This is a genomic window from Pseudomonas sp. MRSN 12121 (genome assembly GCF_000931465.1).
GTDB lineage: Bacteria > Pseudomonadota > Gammaproteobacteria > Pseudomonadales > Pseudomonadaceae > Aquipseudomonas.
The window spans coordinates 6,826,615-6,843,241 of the sequence record NZ_CP010892.1 but is presented as its reverse complement, the minus strand read 5'-3'; the positions used below and the strand labels follow the sequence as shown (position 1 = coordinate 6,843,241).

14 protein-coding genes and 1 pseudogene are annotated in these 16,627 nt (G+C 65.4%); 6 read left to right on the top strand and 9 right to left on the bottom strand.

The window, feature by feature from the left end:
• Positions 1 to 4: 4 nt before the first annotated feature.
• The 3 genes and pseudogenes from oadA to TO66_RS31255 form a co-directional block, all read left to right on the top strand.
• Positions 5 to 1,813 carry a sodium-extruding oxaloacetate decarboxylase subunit alpha gene (gene oadA / locus TO66_RS31265; protein WP_044465839.1) on the top strand — a complete coding sequence of 603 codons (1,809 nt, stop codon included), beginning with the start codon at positions 5 to 7 and terminating at the stop codon, positions 1,811 to 1,813.
• Positions 1,814 to 2,126: 313 nt separating this feature from the next.
• The gene (locus tag TO66_RS31260) at positions 2,127 to 3,401 is read left to right on the top strand and encodes a type II toxin-antitoxin system HipA family toxin (protein WP_044466198.1); all 1,275 of its coding nucleotides are present in this window, start codon (positions 2,127 to 2,129) and stop codon (positions 3,399 to 3,401) included.
• A pseudogene (locus TO66_RS31255) lies at positions 3,398 to 3,658 on the top strand (helix-turn-helix domain-containing protein); the annotation flags it as partial. The gene TO66_RS31260 and the pseudogene TO66_RS31255, both read left to right, overlap by 4 nt.
• 84 nt (positions 3,659 to 3,742) lie before the next feature.
• Here the strand turns inward: TO66_RS31255 and TO66_RS31250 are convergent.
• Positions 3,743 to 4,579: an amino acid ABC transporter permease gene (locus tag TO66_RS31250; protein ID WP_044465837.1), complete on the bottom strand. Its 837-nt coding sequence runs from the start codon at positions 4,577 to 4,579 to the stop codon at positions 3,743 to 3,745.
• On the bottom strand, positions 4,576 to 5,397 hold the full coding sequence (locus tag TO66_RS31245; protein WP_044465836.1) for an ABC transporter substrate-binding protein: 822 nt from the start codon (positions 5,395 to 5,397) through the stop codon (positions 4,576 to 4,578). Before TO66_RS31245 ends, TO66_RS31250 begins: the two co-directional genes overlap by 4 nt.
• A 112-nt stretch (positions 5,398 to 5,509) precedes the next feature.
• On the opposite strand from TO66_RS31245, the gene TO66_RS31240 reads away from it, so the two are divergent.
• The gene (locus TO66_RS31240; protein WP_044465835.1) at positions 5,510 to 6,409 is read left to right on the top strand and encodes a homocysteine S-methyltransferase family protein; all 900 of its coding nucleotides are present in this window, start codon (positions 5,510 to 5,512) and stop codon (positions 6,407 to 6,409) included.
• A gap of 117 nt (positions 6,410 to 6,526) precedes the next feature.
• Here the strand turns inward: TO66_RS31240 and TO66_RS31235 are convergent, their stop codons facing one another.
• The 3 genes from TO66_RS31235 to TO66_RS31225 are packed head-to-tail and all read right to left on the bottom strand — an operon-like array spanning position 6,527 to position 8,295.
• Complete coding sequence (locus TO66_RS31235) at positions 6,527 to 7,198, bottom strand: GNAT family N-acetyltransferase (RefSeq protein WP_044465834.1); 672 nt, start codon at positions 7,196 to 7,198, stop codon at positions 6,527 to 6,529.
• Positions 7,199 to 7,216: 18 nt separating this feature from the next.
• On the bottom strand, positions 7,217 to 7,663 hold the full coding sequence (locus tag TO66_RS31230) for a GNAT family N-acetyltransferase (RefSeq protein WP_044465833.1): 447 nt from the start codon (positions 7,661 to 7,663) through the stop codon (positions 7,217 to 7,219).
• Positions 7,660 to 8,295: an FMN-binding negative transcriptional regulator gene (locus TO66_RS31225; RefSeq protein WP_044465832.1), complete on the bottom strand. Its 636-nt coding sequence runs from the start codon at positions 8,293 to 8,295 to the stop codon at positions 7,660 to 7,662. Before TO66_RS31225 ends, TO66_RS31230 begins: the two co-directional genes overlap by 4 nt.
• Positions 8,296 to 8,403: 108 nt before the next feature.
• Here TO66_RS31225 and TO66_RS31220 point away from each other — a divergent pair, with 108 nt between their 5' ends.
• Positions 8,404 to 9,966 (top strand): PLP-dependent aminotransferase family protein, encoded by a 1,563-nt coding sequence (locus TO66_RS31220; protein ID WP_044465831.1) that lies wholly within the window; start codon positions 8,404 to 8,406, stop codon positions 9,964 to 9,966.
• 42 nt (positions 9,967 to 10,008) lie between these two features.
• Positions 10,009 to 11,220, top strand: coding sequence for a YeeE/YedE family protein (locus tag TO66_RS31215; RefSeq protein WP_044465830.1), 1,212 nt, complete (start codon positions 10,009 to 10,011; stop codon positions 11,218 to 11,220).
• 106 nt (positions 11,221 to 11,326) lie between these two features.
• Here the strand turns inward: TO66_RS31215 and TO66_RS31210 are convergent, their stop codons facing one another.
• The 4 genes from TO66_RS31210 to TO66_RS31195 all read right to left on the bottom strand — a co-directional run bounded on the left by TO66_RS31210 (position 11,327) and on the right by TO66_RS31195 (position 16,621).
• The gene (locus TO66_RS31210; protein ID WP_044465829.1) at positions 11,327 to 12,427 is read right to left on the bottom strand and encodes a polyamine ABC transporter substrate-binding protein; all 1,101 of its coding nucleotides are present in this window, start codon (positions 12,425 to 12,427) and stop codon (positions 11,327 to 11,329) included.
• A 14-nt stretch (positions 12,428 to 12,441) separates the two neighbouring features.
• Positions 12,442 to 13,473, bottom strand: a complete 1,032-nt coding sequence (locus tag TO66_RS31205) for a histone deacetylase family protein (protein WP_044465828.1) — start codon at positions 13,471 to 13,473, stop codon at positions 12,442 to 12,444.
• A gap of 164 nt (positions 13,474 to 13,637) precedes the next feature.
• Positions 13,638 to 15,557, bottom strand: coding sequence for an ankyrin repeat domain-containing protein (locus tag TO66_RS31200; RefSeq protein ID WP_044465827.1), 1,920 nt, complete (start codon positions 15,555 to 15,557; stop codon positions 13,638 to 13,640).
• Positions 15,558 to 15,628: 71 nt separating this feature from the next.
• On the bottom strand, positions 15,629 to 16,621 hold the full coding sequence (locus TO66_RS31195) for an AraC family transcriptional regulator (protein ID WP_044465826.1): 993 nt from the start codon (positions 16,619 to 16,621) through the stop codon (positions 15,629 to 15,631).
• Between the last annotated feature and the right edge of the window lie 6 nt (positions 16,622 to 16,627).

The following is a 16,627-nucleotide window of genomic DNA, read 5'->3' as shown; positions in this document are numbered from 1 at the left end:
AACAATGAGCAAGAAGATCTTCGTTACCGACACCATCCTGCGCGACGCCCACCAATCGCTGCTGGCGACCCGCATGCGCACCGACGACATGCTGCCGATCTGCGACAAGCTCGACAAAGTCGGCTACTGGTCGCTGGAAGTCTGGGGCGGCGCGACGTTCGACGCCTGCGTGCGCTTCCTCAAGGAAGACCCGTGGGAGCGCCTGCGCAAACTGCGCGCCGCGCTGCCCAACACCCGCCTGCAAATGCTCCTGCGCGGGCAGAACCTGCTGGGCTACCGCCACTACAGCGATGACGTGGTCAAGGCTTTCGTCGCCAAGGCGGCGGTCAACGGCATCGATGTGTTCCGTATCTTCGACGCCATGAACGACGTGCGTAACCTGCGGGTGGCCATCGAGGCGGTGAAGGCCGCCGGCAAGCACGCCCAGGGCACCATCGCCTACACCACCAGCCCGGTGCACACCATCGAAGCGTTCGTGGCCCAGGCCAAGCAGATGGAGTCCATGGGTTGCGACTCGGTGGCGATCAAGGACATGGCCGGCCTGCTGACCCCTTACGCCACCGGCGAGCTGGTCAAGGCGCTGAAGGCCGAGCAGTCGCTGCCGGTGTTCATCCATTCCCATGACACCGCCGGCCTGGCCGCGATGTGCCAGCTCAAGGCCATCGAAAACGGCGCCGACCATATCGACACCGCGATCTCCAGCTTCGCCTGGGGCACCAGCCACCCGGGCACCGAGTCGATGGTCGCCGCCCTCAAAGGCAGCGAGTTCGACACCGGCCTGGACCTGGAGCTGCTGCAGGAGATCGGCCTGTACTTCTACGCCGTGCGCAAGAAGTACCACCAGTTCGAAAGCGAATTCACCGCGGTCGATACCCGGGTGCAGGTCAACCAGGTGCCGGGCGGGATGATTTCCAACCTGGCCAACCAGCTCAAGGAGCAGGGCGCGCTGAACCGCATGAACGAAGTGCTGGCGGAAATTCCGCGGGTGCGTCACGACCTCGGCTACCCGCCGCTGGTGACCCCGACTTCGCAGATCGTCGGCACCCAGGCGTTTTTCAACGTGCTGGCCGGCGAGCGCTACAAGACCATCACCAATGAGGTAAAGCTCTACCTGCAAGGTGGCTATGGCAAGGCGCCGGGCGAAGTGGACGAGAAACTGCGGCGCCAGGCCATCGGCAGCGAAGACGTTATCGACGTGCGCCCGGCCGACCTGCTGAAGCCGGAAATGACCAAGCTGCGCGGCGAGATCGGCGCCTTGGCCAAATCCGAGGAGGACGTGCTGACCTACGCCATGTTCCCGGACATCGGGCGCAAGTTCCTCGAAGAGCGTGAGGCCGGCACCCTGACCCCGGAAGTGCTGCTGCCGATCCCGGAAGCGGGTGGCGTGAGTTCGGCGGGCGGTGAAGGCGTGCCGACCGAATTCGTCATCGACGTGCACGGCGAAACCTACCGCGTCGACATCACCGGGGTCGGCGTGAAAGCCGAAGGCAAGCGCCACTTCTACCTGTCCATCGACGGCATGCCGGAAGAAGTAGTGTTCGAGCCGCTCAACGAGTTCGTCGGCAGCGGCAGCAGCAAGCGCAAGCAAGCCAGTGCGCCGGGCCACGTCAGTACCACCATGCCGGGCAACATTGTCGACGTGCTGGTCAAGGAAGGCGACAGCGTGAAAGCCGGCCAGGCGGTGTTGATCACCGAAGCCATGAAGATGGAAACCGAAGTCCAGGCAGCCATCGCCGGCAAGGTCACCGCCATCCACGTGGCCAAGGGCGACCGGGTCAACCCGGGCGAAATCCTGATCGAGATCGAAGGCTGATTCCAGGCCTTCATCTGCAACGTTTTACCTCGGGGAGGCTACGGCCTCCCTTTTTTTGCCTGTCGTTAAGGGCATAGGGATCCCGTTGCAGGGCGGATCTGGATTTATCGCAAGTGCAATTTAATGCGTTTATTGGCGATCAGTAGGCAGATGAAATGCATTAAAATGCATTGAATTGACCTGTTGGCTTGAATTTCTGCATTATAATGCATGCAACTTGATTTGATGGTCACTTCAAGTGCATTAAATTGCAGGTTGTTCGATGTTCCACCTGACGTTGCAACTCTACTGCGCAGGGGCGTGGGCCGATGCCATGACCCTGAGCTTCGACAAGCCTGAAGACGGCTTTGCCAGCCCTTGCAGCTTCGGTTATGTCCCGCAGTACCTGGTGGATAACCTGGAGGCCGTGGGCAGTCCGCTGGCCAGGTCGGTCAGTGCGCAGATTCCCTTGGGCTGGGATTTATGGCGAGAAGCCCAGGCTCCGGCATTCCTGTATGACATCGCTCCCGCAGGCGCGGCCAAGCGTTTTCTGCTCAAGCATGTGGGACGTGAGCGCCCGGAGGGTTTGGCCCCAGAGTTGTTTCTGCTGGCTCGATCCACCCCGGCGCCTATCGGTCACCTGCGGATCAAGGAGTCGTTGGCAAGTCTGGGCGAACGCCCGGTGCTGGGCTTCTTGCGTGAGGACGTGGTCAGCCGTGACAACCGTTTTCTCGAGTATGCCTATGAGCAGGGCGCGGCGATCGGGGGAGCCACGGGGGCGGGAGGGGAAGCGCCCAAGCTGCTGCTGACGGAAAGCCGTGCAGGCCTGCTATTCCCCGATGCGGTACTCGAAGACGAACAGGTACTCCAGCACTGGTTCGTGAAATTCCCGCGCAACCAGGCGACGCAGAATGACTGCGACATCCTCAGGAGCGAATTCCACTATTACCGGGCATTGCAGCAACTGGGTATCGATACCGTGCCGGCTCAGGGCCTGGCCCTGGAGGAGGCTCGCAAACCCAGCCTGTGGATGCAGCGCTTCGACCGTCGGGTAGTGGGAACAAGCGTCGAACGGCAGGCGGTGGAGTCGATCTACTCGTTGGCCGGGTTGGTCGGTTATGGCCATGGCATGCGGCACACCGAGGTGCTCGGCGCCCTGGCCGAGATCTGGCGAGCCGCGGGCCAGGAGTCGGCGATCCCGGAGCTGGTGGCGGACTACCTGCGTCGGGATCTGCTCAACAAGATTCTCGGCAACTCGGACAACCATGGACGCAACATCTCGATCATTCGTACCGACAGCGCGATCCAGCTGGCGCCGATCTACGACCTGGCGCCCATGGTCATGGATGACGAAGGCATTACCCGCACCCTCAAATGGCCGGGGCGGATGGAAGTGGCGGGGGACGTGGACTGGCGCCTGGTGTGCGCCAGCCTGAAGCCGCTGCTCGACCCCGAAGCCGCCCTGGTGCGCCTGCGCGAGGACGCCGAACACCTGCGGGCCTTGCCGGACCTGTTGAGCGCCAGTGGTTTGCCCGAGGTCACCCTGAACCATCCGCGCATTCATTTGCGTCACCTGGATCGACGCCTGCAAGAGTGGGGACTGCGATGAGTACAACCCTGGAAGCGCGCGGCGCGCTGATCGAGAACATCCGGCAGGAGCTGGCGGCCGGGCGCCTGCCGATTGGAGATGCGGTGCGGCGCCTGCGCACCGAAGTCACGGGGCTGCATCAAAGCCAGTTCGCCAGGATGTGTCGGATTTCCCTGCGTACCCTGATCCACATCGAACACGGGGACGGCAACCCGACGCTCAAATCGTTGAATGCCGTGTTCAAGCCCTTCGGCATGCAGATGGGGGTGGTGAGCGTGCCGAAGGTCAGTCGCGCGCGCTCATTGCTCAACGATCTGGAGCGCCTGGAAAAGAGCCCGCCCGGACCTGCCGCCAACTGAGCCTCAACCGCGTTTGACGTACCCCCTGCCGTAATGCCGCTCCATCCGCGCCTGGATCAGTTCCAGGCCGATCGACAGCAGCCAGTAGATGATCGCCGCGGTGCTGAGCATCTCGATGTAGCGGTAGCTCGAGCGGCCGTAGGACTGGGCCAGGAACATCACTTCCCAGACCCCCATCACCGAGATCAGCGACGAGTCCTTGAGCATCGAGATGAACTGGTTGGTGGCCGGCGGGATGATGGTGCGCATGGCCTGCGGCAGGGTGACGTGCCAGAAGATCACGCTGTCGCGCATGCCGAGCGCGAGGGAGGCTTCGCGCTGGCCGTGGGGCACGCCGAGGATGCCGGCGCGGAAGATTTCGCTGAGGTAGGCGCCGTAGTTCAGCGACAGGGCAATGACGCCCGCCGCAATGGCGCCCGGCACCACGCCCAACTGCGGCAGGCCGAGGTAGATCAGCAGGATCTGGATCAGCAGCGGCGTACCACGAAAGAACGAGGCGTAGAAGCTGGCGATGCCAAAGGCCACGGCGCTTTTCGACAGCCGGGCCAGGGCGGTGACGAAGCCCAGCAGCGACGACAGCACGATCGAACAGAGGCACAGGAACAGGGTCAGCGCCGCGCCTTGCAGGAACCCGCTGGGGGCCAGGGTCACGCCGAGCAGGTTGGGCAGCTTGTCGAGGATGATCGAGAACTTCAGGTCGAAGCTCAGGAAGAAGCTGGTGAACAGGCCCAGCAGCGCCGTCCAGGTCAGGTACAGGCGGGTGCGGAAACCGAACAGGCGCTTGAGCCGTGGCTCGGCCAGCACCGGGGCTGGCCGGGGAGGAGGCGAGAAAGAAGTCATTGGCTGATGTCGGCGCCGATCCATTTCTGCGAGAGCTTGCTCAGGGTGCCTTCCTGCTTCAACTGGGCGAACACCTCGCGGACCTTGGCATTCCACTGGGCGTCGCCTTTCTCGATGGCCACCGAGTTGGGCTCGGCGTACAGCGGCGCGCCGGCGAGCTTGAAGCGGGCGTCCTGGTTCAGGCGCGGCTGGGCGGTCACCAGGTTGGTGAGGATCGCGTCCAGGCGCACGCCAGCGCCCAGGCCGAGGTCCTGGAAGGCGACGTTATCGGTGTCGTAGGGGGCGATCTGCACATTCTCGAACGGGTATTGCAGCTGGGTGTCTTCGGCGCCCTCGATCACCAGGTTCTTGTTCAGGTAGCTCTCGTAGCTGGAGGCGCTGGTCAGGCCGACCTTCTTGTCGCTCAAGTCCTTGGCGCCATGGATGCGTTCGTCCTTGGCGTCGACCACGATCACCGCGGGCGAGGCGTAGTACTCCACCGGAAAGTCGAAGACTTCGGCGCGGGCCTTGCTCGGGGTCATGGAGCAGATGCAGATGTCGTAGCGACCGCTCCAGCGGCCGGCGGCGATCACGTCCCAGGACGGCGTTTCCAGGCGCAGCTTCACGCCCAGCTTGTCGGCCACGGCCTTGGCCACGTCGACGTCGAAGCCATCGAGCTGGTTCTGTTCGTTGAGAAACGAGAAGGGCGGGTAGCTTTCCATCAATACCCCCACCAGCTCTTTTTTCTGTTCGATGCGGTCCAGCGTAGCGCCGGCGAAAGCCTGGCTGGAGGCAGCGAGAATCGTCAGGCCAAGGGCCAGTAGCGGTTTGAAGGTCATGGGCGATACCGAGCGGAAAAAAGGTTGTTATTAACTGAATGGTGCGTATTAAATAGTTATAAGAACGGCTCCGGTAGTGAGTTATTTTCATAAGCATATGAGTGAAAAGCATATGAGCGCAGGCAGTAGGGTAATTCTGGATGGCGGCATGGGGCGTGAGTTGCAACGTCGGGGGGCGCCGTTTCGCCAGCCCGAATGGTCGGCGCTGGCCCTGAGCGAGGCGCCGCAGGCGGTGGAAGCGGTGCATGCGGCGTACATCGAGAGCGGTGCTGATGTGATTACCAGCAACAGCTATGCGGTGGTGCCGTTCCACATCGGCGAGGAGCGCTTTGCCGCAGAGGGGCAGGCCCTGGCGGCATTGGCCGGTGAGCTGGCGCGGCGCGCGGTACAGGCTTCCGGCAAGCCGGTGCGGGTCGCCGGTTCCTTGCCGCCGCTGTTCGGCTCCTATCGTCCGGACCTGTTCGAGGCCGACCGTGCCGCCGAAGTGCTGGCGCCGCTGGTCAACGGCCTGGCCCCGCATGTCGACCTGTGGCTGGCGGAAACCCAGAGCTCCACGACCGAGGCCCGGGCGATCCATGCCGGCCTGCCCAGGGACGGCAAGCCTTTCTGGCTGTCGTTCACCCTGCACGATGAAAACCCCGACGAGGTGCCACGCCTGCGCTCCGGCGAGCCGGTGGCGGAAGCGGCGGCGGTGGCCGCGGAACTGGGGGTGCAGACCCTGCTGTTCAATTGCAGCCAGCCGGAAGTGGTAGGTGCGGCGATCGATGCGGCGCGGGCCACCTTCGAGCGGCTGGGGGCACAGATCCATATCGGCGCCTATGCCAACGCCTTCCCGCCGCAGCCCAAGGAGGCCACGGCCAACGATGGCCTCTGCCCGCTGCGTGAAGACCTCGACCCGCCGGGCTACCTGCAGTGGGCGCTCGACTGGAAGCAACGCGGCGCCAGCCATCTGGGCGGCTGCTGCGGCATCGGCCCGGAACATATTGCCGTGCTGGCGCGGCAGCTGGGCTGAAAAAGCATCGCGGGCAAGTCGGATCGCCGCCCGCTCGCTCCTACAGGGTCAATGTGATCCCGTAGGAGCGAGGCTTGCCCGCGATAGCGTCAGCTCAAACACCACCTCACAACGGCGTTACCCCCGACACTCCGCCAAGCCTTTCACCTGCCCCGAACCGCTCTGGTTGTCCTCGCTCAACCAGCGCTCGAACCCGGCGCCAACCTTCGGCCACTCGCTGTCGAGGATCGAATACCAGGCGGTATCGCGGTTCTGGCCCTTGACCACCATGTGCTGGCGGAACACCCCCTCGAAACTGAAACCCAGGCGCTCCGCGGCGTAGCGGGAGCGGGCGTTGGCGTTGTTGCACTTCCACTCCAGGCGGCGATAACCCAGGGCGAAGGCCTCCTTGGCCAGCAGGTAGACCGCCTCGGTGCTTTTCGGCGAGCGCTGCATGGGCGCGCCGAAGGTCACGTGGCCGATCTCGATCCGGCCCTGGGCGGGGACGATCGACATCAGGCTGAGCAGGCCCTGCACCTGGCCGCTGGCGCGGTCGATCACGCTGAAGAAGTACGGGTCGCTATGGGCTGCGTGGTTGTTCAGCCAGTCGTTGAAGGCGCTGCGTTCGGTAAAGGGGCCGTAGGGCAGGTAGTCCCACAGCTTGGGGTCGGCGCCCGGGCCCTGGAAGGCTTGCCACAGGTCGTCGCCATGGCGCGCCGGGTCGAGTTTTTCCAGGCGGATGAAGCGCCCTTCGAGCAAGGTGGACGACGGCGGCGGTACGCCTTGCCAGTCGGCGAGTGAAGTCGGCATGGGGAGCTCCTTGAGCGTTTAAAGGGCCTTGCGAAATTGAATGAAGCCCGGGCGCTCGGCAATCCGCTCGTACAGCTGGATGGCCGTGGCGTTGGTTTCGTGGGTCAGCCAGTGCACCTTGCAGCAGCCGTCGGCCTTGGCGGTGGCGTAGACGAACTCGATCAGTTGGCGACCGACCCCGGTGCCGCGTTGCTCGGGGACCACCAGCAGGTCTTGCAGGTAGCAGGAGCTTTCGATGCTCCAATTGGAGCGATGGTAGATGAAGTGCACCATGCCCACCGCGCGATCGCCGTCCCAGGCCAGGGCAGCGTGGGTCGGCTCGGCGGAGTCGAGGAAACGCTGCCAGGTGCTGTGGCTGATGGCATCGGCCAACTCGGTTTCATAGAAGCGCAGGTAGGCCTGCCACAGCGGCAGCCAGGCTGCATGGTCGGCGGCGGTGACGGGACGAATCTGGATCTGGCTCATGGCTGCTCCTGCTGCATCAGTCGGGAAATGTTCTGGTCGTGGCGATCGCTGCTCGCGGCCAGCCCTTCACGCACGCCGGCGATATCGGCAGCGGTGCGGTTCTGGCTGAGCTTGCGCTTGCCTTCCAGGCGCTGGATCGGCAGGGCGAAACCGACGATGGCGCGCAGCATGCTGTCCATGAACTCGGCGGGGGCGTCCTCGAACTTCCAGGGCGCGGCGCGGCCGGCTTCATGCTGGTTGGTGAGCGCGCTGACCACCTCGCGGATGCGCTGCGGATCGCTGAAGACTTCGGCGCTGCCATAGGCGTGGACGGCCGTGTAGTTCCAGGTCGGCACCACCTTGCCGTGTTCGGCCTTGCTCGGATACAGCGACGGGCTGATATAGGTTTCGGCGCCCGGGAAGATCACCAGGGCTTCGCCGCTGCCGGCCAGTTCCTGCCACTGCGGATTGGCCTTGGCCAGGTGTCCGTAGAGGGTGCCGAACGGGCCCTGGTCCGGGACGAACAGCAACGGCAGATGATTGGCCTGCAGGCCTTGTTCACCGTAGGTCACCAGGGTAGCCAGGCGGGTTTCTGCGATCAGCCCGTGCAGGGTGGGCAGGTCTTCTTCGGCAAAAGCGCGGGGTACGTACATGGAAAATATCCTTGGCGAATGGCTGCATCCTAGGCAGGCTATTGGTCTGTTGTAAGAGCCATCTCCAGCCAATTTCATAGGTCCATTCGGCCAATCAGGGGCAAGCCCATGAACAGTTCGCCGCTGCCGCTTTCCTTCAACCCCGCCGGTATCGAACTGGATCGCGGCCAGGGCCTGAGTCGCCAGCTGTACCAGGCCTTGCGCCTGCGGGTGCTGGACGGCCGGCTGGCCAGCGGCACCCGTTTGCCGGCCAGCCGCGACCTGGCGGCGGCCCTGGACATTTCCCGCAACAGCGTGGTGCGGGCCTACGACCAGCTGTACGCCGAAGGCTTTATCGAAGGCCGGGTGGGCGATGGCACCTATGTGGCGCAATTGCCGGAAAGCCGGCTGCCGACCGGGAAACGCCCGGAGAAATTATCCACAAAAGTATCCACAGGCTTATCACCAGGCTTACCCACAGGGTTATCCACAAAATCGGCGGATTTACCTGGGATTACATCCAGTAAAGTTATCCACAGTGCGGCTTTGGAGCGGGTCGAGCAGCACCATCTGGCGTTGCCCCAGGGCGGTCCGCCACGGGCTTTTCGGGTGGGAATTCCGGCGTTCGATCTGTTTCCGTTCGAGGTCTGGGCCAAGCTGAATGCGGCTTTCTGGCGCAAGCCGGACCTGGGCCAGCTGTGTTATGGCGATTCTGCCGGCGAAGAGCGCCTGCGCGGATTGATCGCGGCCTACCTGCGCAGTGCGCGGGGCATGCAATGCAGTGCTGAACAAATTGTGATCACCAGCGGCGCGCAGCAGGGCATCAGCCTTTGTGCACAGTTGCTGTTGAACCCGGGCGATGCCGTGGCTGTGGAAAACCCCGGCTATCGGGCGGCGGGGCATGCCTTCGCGATTGCCGGGGCGCGCCTGCATGGGGTGGCGGTGGATCACGAGGGTTTCGACTGCGCGGCCCTGGCGGCCCTGGGCGATTGCCGCCTGGCCTATGTCACGCCGTCCCATCAATACCCCACGGGCGTGACCCTGAGCCTGGCCCGGCGCCTGGAGTTGCTGGCCTGGGCCGAGCGCACCGATGGCTGGATCGTCGAGGACGACTATGACGGCGAGTACCGCTACAGCGGGGCTCCGTTGGCGCCCCTGGCGGCGCTCGACCGGCAGGGCCGGGTGCTGTATGTCGGCACCTTTGGCAAGGTCGCGTTCCCGGCCCTGCGCCTGGGTTACCTGGTGTTGCCGCCTGCGCTGGTGCAGCCGTTCGCCCAGCGGCGGGCGGTGGATGTGCGCCATTCCGAGGTCAGTACCCAGGCGGTGATGGCCGAGTTCATGGCCGCCGGGCATTTCCAGCGGCATATCCGGCGCATGCGCCGCGCCGCGTTGAGCCGGCGTAATGCCCTGCTGGCCGGCTGGCCTGTGGATATCCCCGGCATGGGCCCGTTGCCGCGCGTAGAGGCGGGCCTGCACCTGACGGTCGCCGTCGACAGCCTGGCCCGCGAGTGCGAACTGGTGGCGCAGGCCGCCGCGGTGGGCGTTGAGGTCAATGGCTTGAGCAACTACTGGCTGCCGGATTCGCCCTTGCCGGCAGACCGGCGCGCCGGTCTGGTACTGGGCTTCGCCGCGGTGCCCGAAGCCGAGATCGCCGACGCCCTGCAGCGCTTGCGCCGGGCCTGGGGTGGGTGACGGTTTATACTCGCGGCCATTGCCCTTCGCCCGAGAGTCCTTATGAACCTGACGCTCTCCATGGCGCCGGAACGCAAGTTCGGTGCCCCCTTGTTCGCCTTGATCGCGCTGCTCGCCGGCGGCATGTTCTTGCAGGCCCAGGTCGGCCCGCGCCAGGCCTGGCTATTGCTGCTGGGCGCGGCCCTGGGCCTGACCCTGTATCACGCTGCGTTCGGTTTCACCTCGGCCTGGCGGGTGTTTATCCGCGATCGTCGCGGCGCCGGCCTGCGGGCGCAGATGGTCATGCTGGCGCTGGCGGTGCTGCTGTTTTTCCCGGCCCTGGGGGCGGGTAGCCTGTTCGGCTCGCCGGTCACCGGGCTGGTGGCGCCGGCTGGCGTCTCGGTGATCGTCGGCGCGTTCATCTTCGGGATCGGCATGCAACTGGGCGGCGGTTGCGCCTCCGGCACCCTGTTCACCGTGGGCGGCGGCAACGCGCGGATGCTGGTGACCCTGCTGTTTTTCATCTGCGGTTCGCTGATCGCCACGCACCATGTGGACTGGTGGTTCGCCTTGCCCTCGCTGCCGCCGGTGTCCATCGTGCAGCGCTTTGGCGTGGCACCGGCGCTGGGGCTCAGCCTAGCGCTGTTCGCGTTGATCGCACTGGTTACGGTGGGTCTTGAAAAGAGCCGCCATGGCCGCCTGGAAGAACCGCTCGCCAGCGCGCACCAGGGCTGGCGCCGGGTGCTGCGCGGGCCTTGGCCGCTGGTGTGGGGCGCCGTGGCCCTGGCGTTGCTGAACTTCGCCACCCTGGCGCTGGCCGGGCGGCCCTGGGGGATTACCTCGGCGTTTGCCCTGTGGGGCGCCAAGGTGGCCAGCGGGCTGGGGGTGGATGTCGGCAGCTGGGTGTTCTGGCAGGGCGCGGCGAACGCCAAGGCCCTGGCCGCGCCGGTGTGGCAGGACATCACCAGCGTGATGGATATCGGCATTGTCTTCGGCGCCCTGCTGGCGGCAGGGCTGGCCGGACGCTTCGCGCCGAACCTGAAGATCCCCGCGCGTTCGCTGCTGGCCGCGGTGGTTGGCGGGTTGCTGCTGGGCTACGGCTCGCGCCTGGCCTATGGCTGCAACATCGGCGCCTATTTCAGCGGCATCGCCTCCGGCAGCCTGCACGGCTGGCTGTGGCTGGTGGCGGCTTTTGTCGGCAATGGTGTGGGCGTGCGCCTGCGGCCGTGGTTCTTTGCCGAGGAGCGTCAGCCGCCAGCGCTGACAGGCTGCTGAATGTAGGAGCGAGGCTTGCCCGCGATAGGGGCACCGCGGAGTATCGCCTGCACCGCATTATCGTTGATCGCGGGCAAGCCTCGCTCCTACAGGGGAGTGCCGGGGGTCAGGTCCCGGCCTTGATCCGGGTCCAGGCCCGGGTCCGCGCCCGTTCCGCATCGCGCGGCAGCGGTTGCAGGGTATACAGCGTGCCCATGGCCGCATCGGTCGGGTACAGGTTGGGGTTGTTGCGGATCGACGGATCGACCAGCCCGGTGGCGTCCTTGTTCGGGTTCGGGTAGCCGACGAAGTCGCTGACCGGGGCGATCACCTGCGGTTGCAACAGGTAGTTGATGAAGGTGTAGGCATCGTCCGGGTTCTTCGCGCCCTTGGGGATCGCCAGCATGTCGAACCAGATCGGCGCCCCTTCCTTCGGCAGGCGCATGTCCACCACCACGCCATTCTTGGCCTCCCTGGCGCGGTTGGCCGCCTGGGAGAAGCTGCCGGAGTAGCCGACCGCCACGCAGATATCGCCGTTGGCGATGTCGGCCATGTACTTGGACGAGTGGAAATAGGTGACGTAGGGGCGGATCTTCAGCAGCAGCGCTTCGGCCTTGGCGTAGTCCGCCGGCTGCTTGCTGTTGGGGTCCAGGCCCAGGTGCTGCAAGGCCAGCGGCAGGATCTCCGACGGCGAATCGAGCAGGGCCACGCCGCACTGCTTGAGCTTGCCGATGTTCTCTTCCTTGAAGATCAGGTCCCAGCTGTCCAGCGGCGCGTTGTCGCCGAGGGCGGCTTTGACCTTGGCGGGGTTGAAGCCGATCAGGATGGTGCCGTACATGTAGGGCACGGCGAATTTGTTGCCTGGATCGTTGGCCTCGATCAGCTTCATCAGCTTGGGATCGAGGTGGTTCCAGTTCGCCAGCTTGCTCCGGTCCAGGGGCTGGAATACCCCGGCTTCGATCTGCTTGGCGAGGAACACGTTGGACGGCACCACCACGTCATAGCCGGAGTTGCCGGTCAGCAGCTTGGCCTCCAGCGCTTCGTTGGTGTCGAAGATGTCGTAGACCAGCTTGACCTGGCTGTTCTGGGCCTTGAAATCGTCCAGGGCCCGGGGGGTGATGTAGTCGAACCAGTTGTAGACCCGCAGGGTGCGTTCCTCGGCCTGCGCGGCAGTGCCCAGCAGCGCGGCGCAGAGCGCCGGCGCGATATAGCGGTTGAACCTGTTCATGTTGCGGGTTTCCTTTACTGGGCGCCTTGAAAGCCTTCGAGCACGTTCACGGCATTGATGCCGATTTCCGCCACCGCGTAGCCGCCCTCCATGACGAACAGCGTCGGCTTGCCCAGGGCGGCGATGCGTTGCCCCATGGCCAGGTAGTCCGGGCTGTCGAGCTTGAACTGCGAGATCGGGTCGTCCTTGAAGGTGTCCACCCCCAGCGAAACCACCACGATGTCGGCGTCGTAGCGCTGGATTTCCCCGCAGGCCTGTTCCAACGCCGCGCTCCAGCGCTCCCAGCCGCTGCCGGCAGGCAGCGGGTAGTTGAAATTGAACCCGGCGCCTTCGCCTTCGCCGAGCTCGTCGGCATAGCCCAGGAAGAACGGGAACTCGGCTTCCGGGTGGCCATGGATCGAGGTGAACAGCACATCGCTGCGTTCGTAGAAGATCGACTGGGTGCCGTTGCCATGGTGGTAGTCGACATCGAGGATCGCGACCTTGCGGTGGCCCTGGTCGAGGAAGGCCTGGGCGGCGATGGCGGCGTTGTTCAGGTAGCAGTAGCCGCCCATCAGGTCGCCGGCGGCGTGGTGTCCCGGCGGCCGGCACAGGGCGAAGGCGCTGCGCGCGCCGCGCTGGATCACCGCCTGGGCGGTCAGGGCCACCTGCGCGGCGCTATAGGCCGCCTGCCAGGTGCCGGCGGTGATCGGCGCGCCGCCGTCGAAGCTGTAGTAGCCGAGCTGGCCGTGCAGGCTGGTGGGGATCACGCCGCGCAGGGTGCGCGCGGGCCAGGTGTAGGGCAGCAGGTCGCCGTCGATGCCCTGGGCGGCCCAGCGTTCCCAGGCGCCTTGGAAGAAGTCCAGGTAGGCGCGGCTGTGGACGCGTTCGATCGGCCCCAGGCCGAAATCCCGGGGCGCCTCGACCGCGCCCAGGTTGCGATAGCGCACGCGATCCAGCACATGGTCGGCGCGGGACGGCATCTCGAAGCAGGGCATCAGTTGCCCGTCGATCAATTCACAGCGGCCGTGGTGCAGGTGGTGATCGTCCGAGTAGATCGTCAGCATTTGTTGTTCTCCGCAGGCTGTTTTTCGTGTTCCACAGTCTTGCGGCGCGAATGTTTTTGGAGAACGGCAGGAGCGGCCAAAAGGGGATTGATATGGCCAAAGTATCTGTCCGAAATTCGCCCCCCCTGAACAAGGTGGCGCCCCGTGGCGAGGCGCCACCCGGTTCAGCCGGCGACGGGCGCTTGAGTGAAGCGCTGCAACACCTCGAGCATGTCTGCGCGTTTTTTCTGGGCGAGCACCTTGAGCAACAAGGCGCGGCCGTTCTTCTCGCAGCGCTGGCCAGCATCGGGGTTGGCGCCTTTTTCCAGGAGCAGGGTGAACATGTCCAGGGTCTCCTGCTGGCTGGCAGAGGGCGACAGGGCGTCGGCGGGGGTCTTGTCGGCAACGAAGGTCAGCAGGTTCTGGCCGCCGGGCCGCTTGTCGGAGCAGGTGCCACGACCGTAGTTCAGGTTGAGATTGGCGCCGGCTTCGACCAGCAACCGCATGGCCGCGTAGTTGTTGCCCCAGAACGCCCGGTACAGCGCGGTTTCGTTGTCGTCCGCGGTCTGCAGGTCGAGGTTCTGCGGGTGTTGCAGCAGCCAGGTGAAGCCTTCGAGGTTGCGCGGCTGTTCGGCCAGTTGCATCAGCGGGGTCTTGCCCTGGCGCGTGGGTTCGTCGATGGCGACACCGGCGTCCAGGAGGAACTTCAGGCGCCCGCCCCGGTTCAGGTCGGGGCTGTCCTTGAGGTCGCGTTCCATGGCCAGCAGGGCCAGGGTGCTCCAGCGGTACTGGCCGCTGGTATGGGCGCCATGGGCCAGCAGCAGCCGGGCGATGTCCAGGTGGGGGGCGTCCAGGGCGTGCAGCAGGGCGCTGCGCCCGTCGTCGGCCATGACTTCGCCACTGACGCCGCTGGCCAGCAGGCGCCGCACCTCGCTCTCGTCGCCGGCGTCGACGGCGGCCACCAGCGGCCAGAAGCCCTGGCAGGCCTGGGGGGTGGCGGAGGCCAGGCCCAAACGCTGGAGCACCCGCGGCGGCACGCTCAGCTGGCGTTGCAGGCGCATGCCGCAGTACACCCGATAGCCTTCGATGGCCCGGCCCTGGTGGATGTTGTCCAGCGGCCGCTGCTCGAACTGGGCCCAGTCCAGGTCGGCCAGGTTGAGGTAGGCGGGCATCCGCCCGGGCTCGCGGCGCAGCACTTCTTCCAGCCAGGGGCGGGCGGCTTTCAATTGGCCGGCTTCGCTGGCCCAGTAGGCGATGTCGTTGAGCAGGCCCGGGTACTCGCTGTGGTCCGGGGCCAGGGTGCGGTAGTCGTGGGTGGCGAAGAAGTCTGCCACCTGGCGCAGGCCCGGCCCCTTGTCCTTGGCCTTGCGCAGTTGTTCGTGGAGTTCGCGCAACTGCTGCCAGGCCGCGTCCGCCGTGGCCGGCAGCGGATAGGCATTGAAGGTGATCGGGCCAGAGCCGCTGCTGAAGGGCCGGAACCACGTCGGAAAGCGCTGCAGGGCGTACAGCCACTGTTGCTCGATCTCGGGGGTGATCGGCTGCAGCGGGGTGAAGTCCATCTGCGTCAGGTCCCGGCGGTGACTGATGGCCAGCATCGGCTTTTCGGGATAGCGCTGGTCGATCAGCAGATAACGTTGGCTGAGCTGCCAGCCCGGTTCGATGCAGTTGAAGCTCAAGGGCGTCAGGCTCAGCCCGACTTCCAGTTGATTGCTGGTCGGCCAGTTGTCCGAGACCTGGATCGGATCGTCCGGCGAGACGCAGGCCCGCAGTTCCTCCGGGCTGAACAGCGGCAGGGGCGGCGACTTGTAGATGCGCTGCTGGTACTGCGCGTCCTGGTAGGCATTGAGATAGAACAGCCCGCGGTACTGGCTGAGTACGATCCGGGCCGGCAACTGCGCAAGGCCGGGCAGGGGGAACGGCTTGATCTGCAGCGTGGCGGTTTCCGGTCGGTCCAGGACGATACCCTTCGAGACCTCCCACCATTTGATCTTGGCCAGGTCCAGGTCGAACGCCTGGGCAAGGGGGGCGATGGCGAGCAGGGGCAGGCTCAGGCCGACCGCGCAAATGCGGACAATCCTGGCCACGTGGCCTGTGAATAGGTTCAAGGGTGCAGTCCTTTGCCGGTATCGAGGGCCGGCAATGTAATGCAATCGGCGGCGTTGTGCCGAGGTTTGTGTCAGGGCCGGAACTGGCTCGGGGCAACGCCGCTCCAGCGCACGAAGGCGTGGCGGAAGCTCGCGGTTTCGCTGAAGCCCAGGGCCTCGGCAATGCGGTAGATCGGCAGCTCGTCCTCGCAGAGCAGCTGCTTGGCTCGCTCGAAGCGCAACTCGTCGAGCAGTTCCTGGTAGCTGCAACCCAGGTCCTTGAGGTGCCGGCGCAGGGTGCGGGCCGAGCAATTCATCTGTTCGGCCAGCCCTTCCAGCCCCGGCGCGGCGTCCAGTTGCGCGGCCAATAGCTGGCGAATGCGCCCCAGCCAGGCCTGGCGCCCGGTGAACTCGGTGTTCTGCTTGCGGCAGCGCTCGGCCATGGCCTGGTGGGTGATGGCGTCGGCCAGGGGCAGCGGCTGGTCGAGCCAGTGCCGGTCGAAGGCGAAGGCATTGGCGGGCGCGGCGAATTGCAGCGGGCAGTCGAAGCGCTCGGCGTAGCGGCTCTGGTAGTCGGGGGCGGGGTAATCGAAGCGGGCGCCGCGCAGGGGCAGGGGATGGCCCAGCAGGTCGTCGCAGATGACCTTGAGCGAGACCAGGCAGAACTCGATATTGAAGGTCGCCAGTGCCGGGTTTTCGCGGTAGTCCGCGGCGGTCAGCCAGATCAGCTCGCCGTCGGCTTGCAGGCTCAGCTCGAAAAGTGTTCCCAACAGCGCTGGATAGCGCAGCGCCAGGCGCAAAGCGTCACCTAAGGTGGCACTGGTGAGCAGCGCATAACCGAGCATGCCGTAGCAGGAGACGTGCATGCGCCGGCCCAGTTCCAGGCCGATGTCGTGGCGCAACGCGACCGCGTTGGCGCACACCAGCATTTCCTGGTTGGTGGTGATGCGGGTGTCGGCCCGGCTCAGGTCCGCCGCGTTGATGCCGCTGCCGGCCAGCAGCGCGGCACTGGGCAGCCCCTGGTCCTTGAAGGTGTCGAGCACCAGCGAGACGGCGTTGAGGGTGGTGAGGTGGGAATGCAGCATGTCCGT

Coding starts and splice junctions, on each gene's coding strand:
- oadA (WP_044465839.1), top strand. CDS start 5: ATGAGCAAGAAGATCTTCGTTACCGACACCATCCTGCGCGACGCCCAC.
- TO66_RS31260 (WP_044466198.1), top strand. CDS start 2,127: ATGACCCTGAGCTTCGACAAGCCTGAAGACGGCTTTGCCAGCCCTTGC.
- TO66_RS31250 (WP_044465837.1), bottom strand. CDS start 4,579: ATGACTTCTTTCTCGCCTCCTCCCCGGCCAGCCCCGGTGCTGGCCGAG.
- TO66_RS31245 (WP_044465836.1), bottom strand. CDS start 5,397: ATGACCTTCAAACCGCTACTGGCCCTTGGCCTGACGATTCTCGCTGCC.
- TO66_RS31240 (WP_044465835.1), top strand. CDS start 5,510: ATGAGCGCAGGCAGTAGGGTAATTCTGGATGGCGGCATGGGGCGTGAG.
- TO66_RS31235 (WP_044465834.1), bottom strand. CDS start 7,198: ATGCCGACTTCACTCGCCGACTGGCAAGGCGTACCGCCGCCGTCGTCC.
- TO66_RS31230 (WP_044465833.1), bottom strand. CDS start 7,663: ATGAGCCAGATCCAGATTCGTCCCGTCACCGCCGCCGACCATGCAGCC.
- TO66_RS31225 (WP_044465832.1), bottom strand. CDS start 8,295: ATGTACGTACCCCGCGCTTTTGCCGAAGAAGACCTGCCCACCCTGCAC.
- TO66_RS31220 (WP_044465831.1), top strand. CDS start 8,404: ATGAACAGTTCGCCGCTGCCGCTTTCCTTCAACCCCGCCGGTATCGAA.
- TO66_RS31215 (WP_044465830.1), top strand. CDS start 10,009: ATGAACCTGACGCTCTCCATGGCGCCGGAACGCAAGTTCGGTGCCCCC.
- TO66_RS31210 (WP_044465829.1), bottom strand. CDS start 12,427: ATGAACAGGTTCAACCGCTATATCGCGCCGGCGCTCTGCGCCGCGCTG.
- TO66_RS31205 (WP_044465828.1), bottom strand. CDS start 13,473: ATGCTGACGATCTACTCGGACGATCACCACCTGCACCACGGCCGCTGT.
- TO66_RS31195 (WP_044465826.1), bottom strand. CDS start 16,621: ATGCTGCATTCCCACCTCACCACCCTCAACGCCGTCTCGCTGGTGCTC.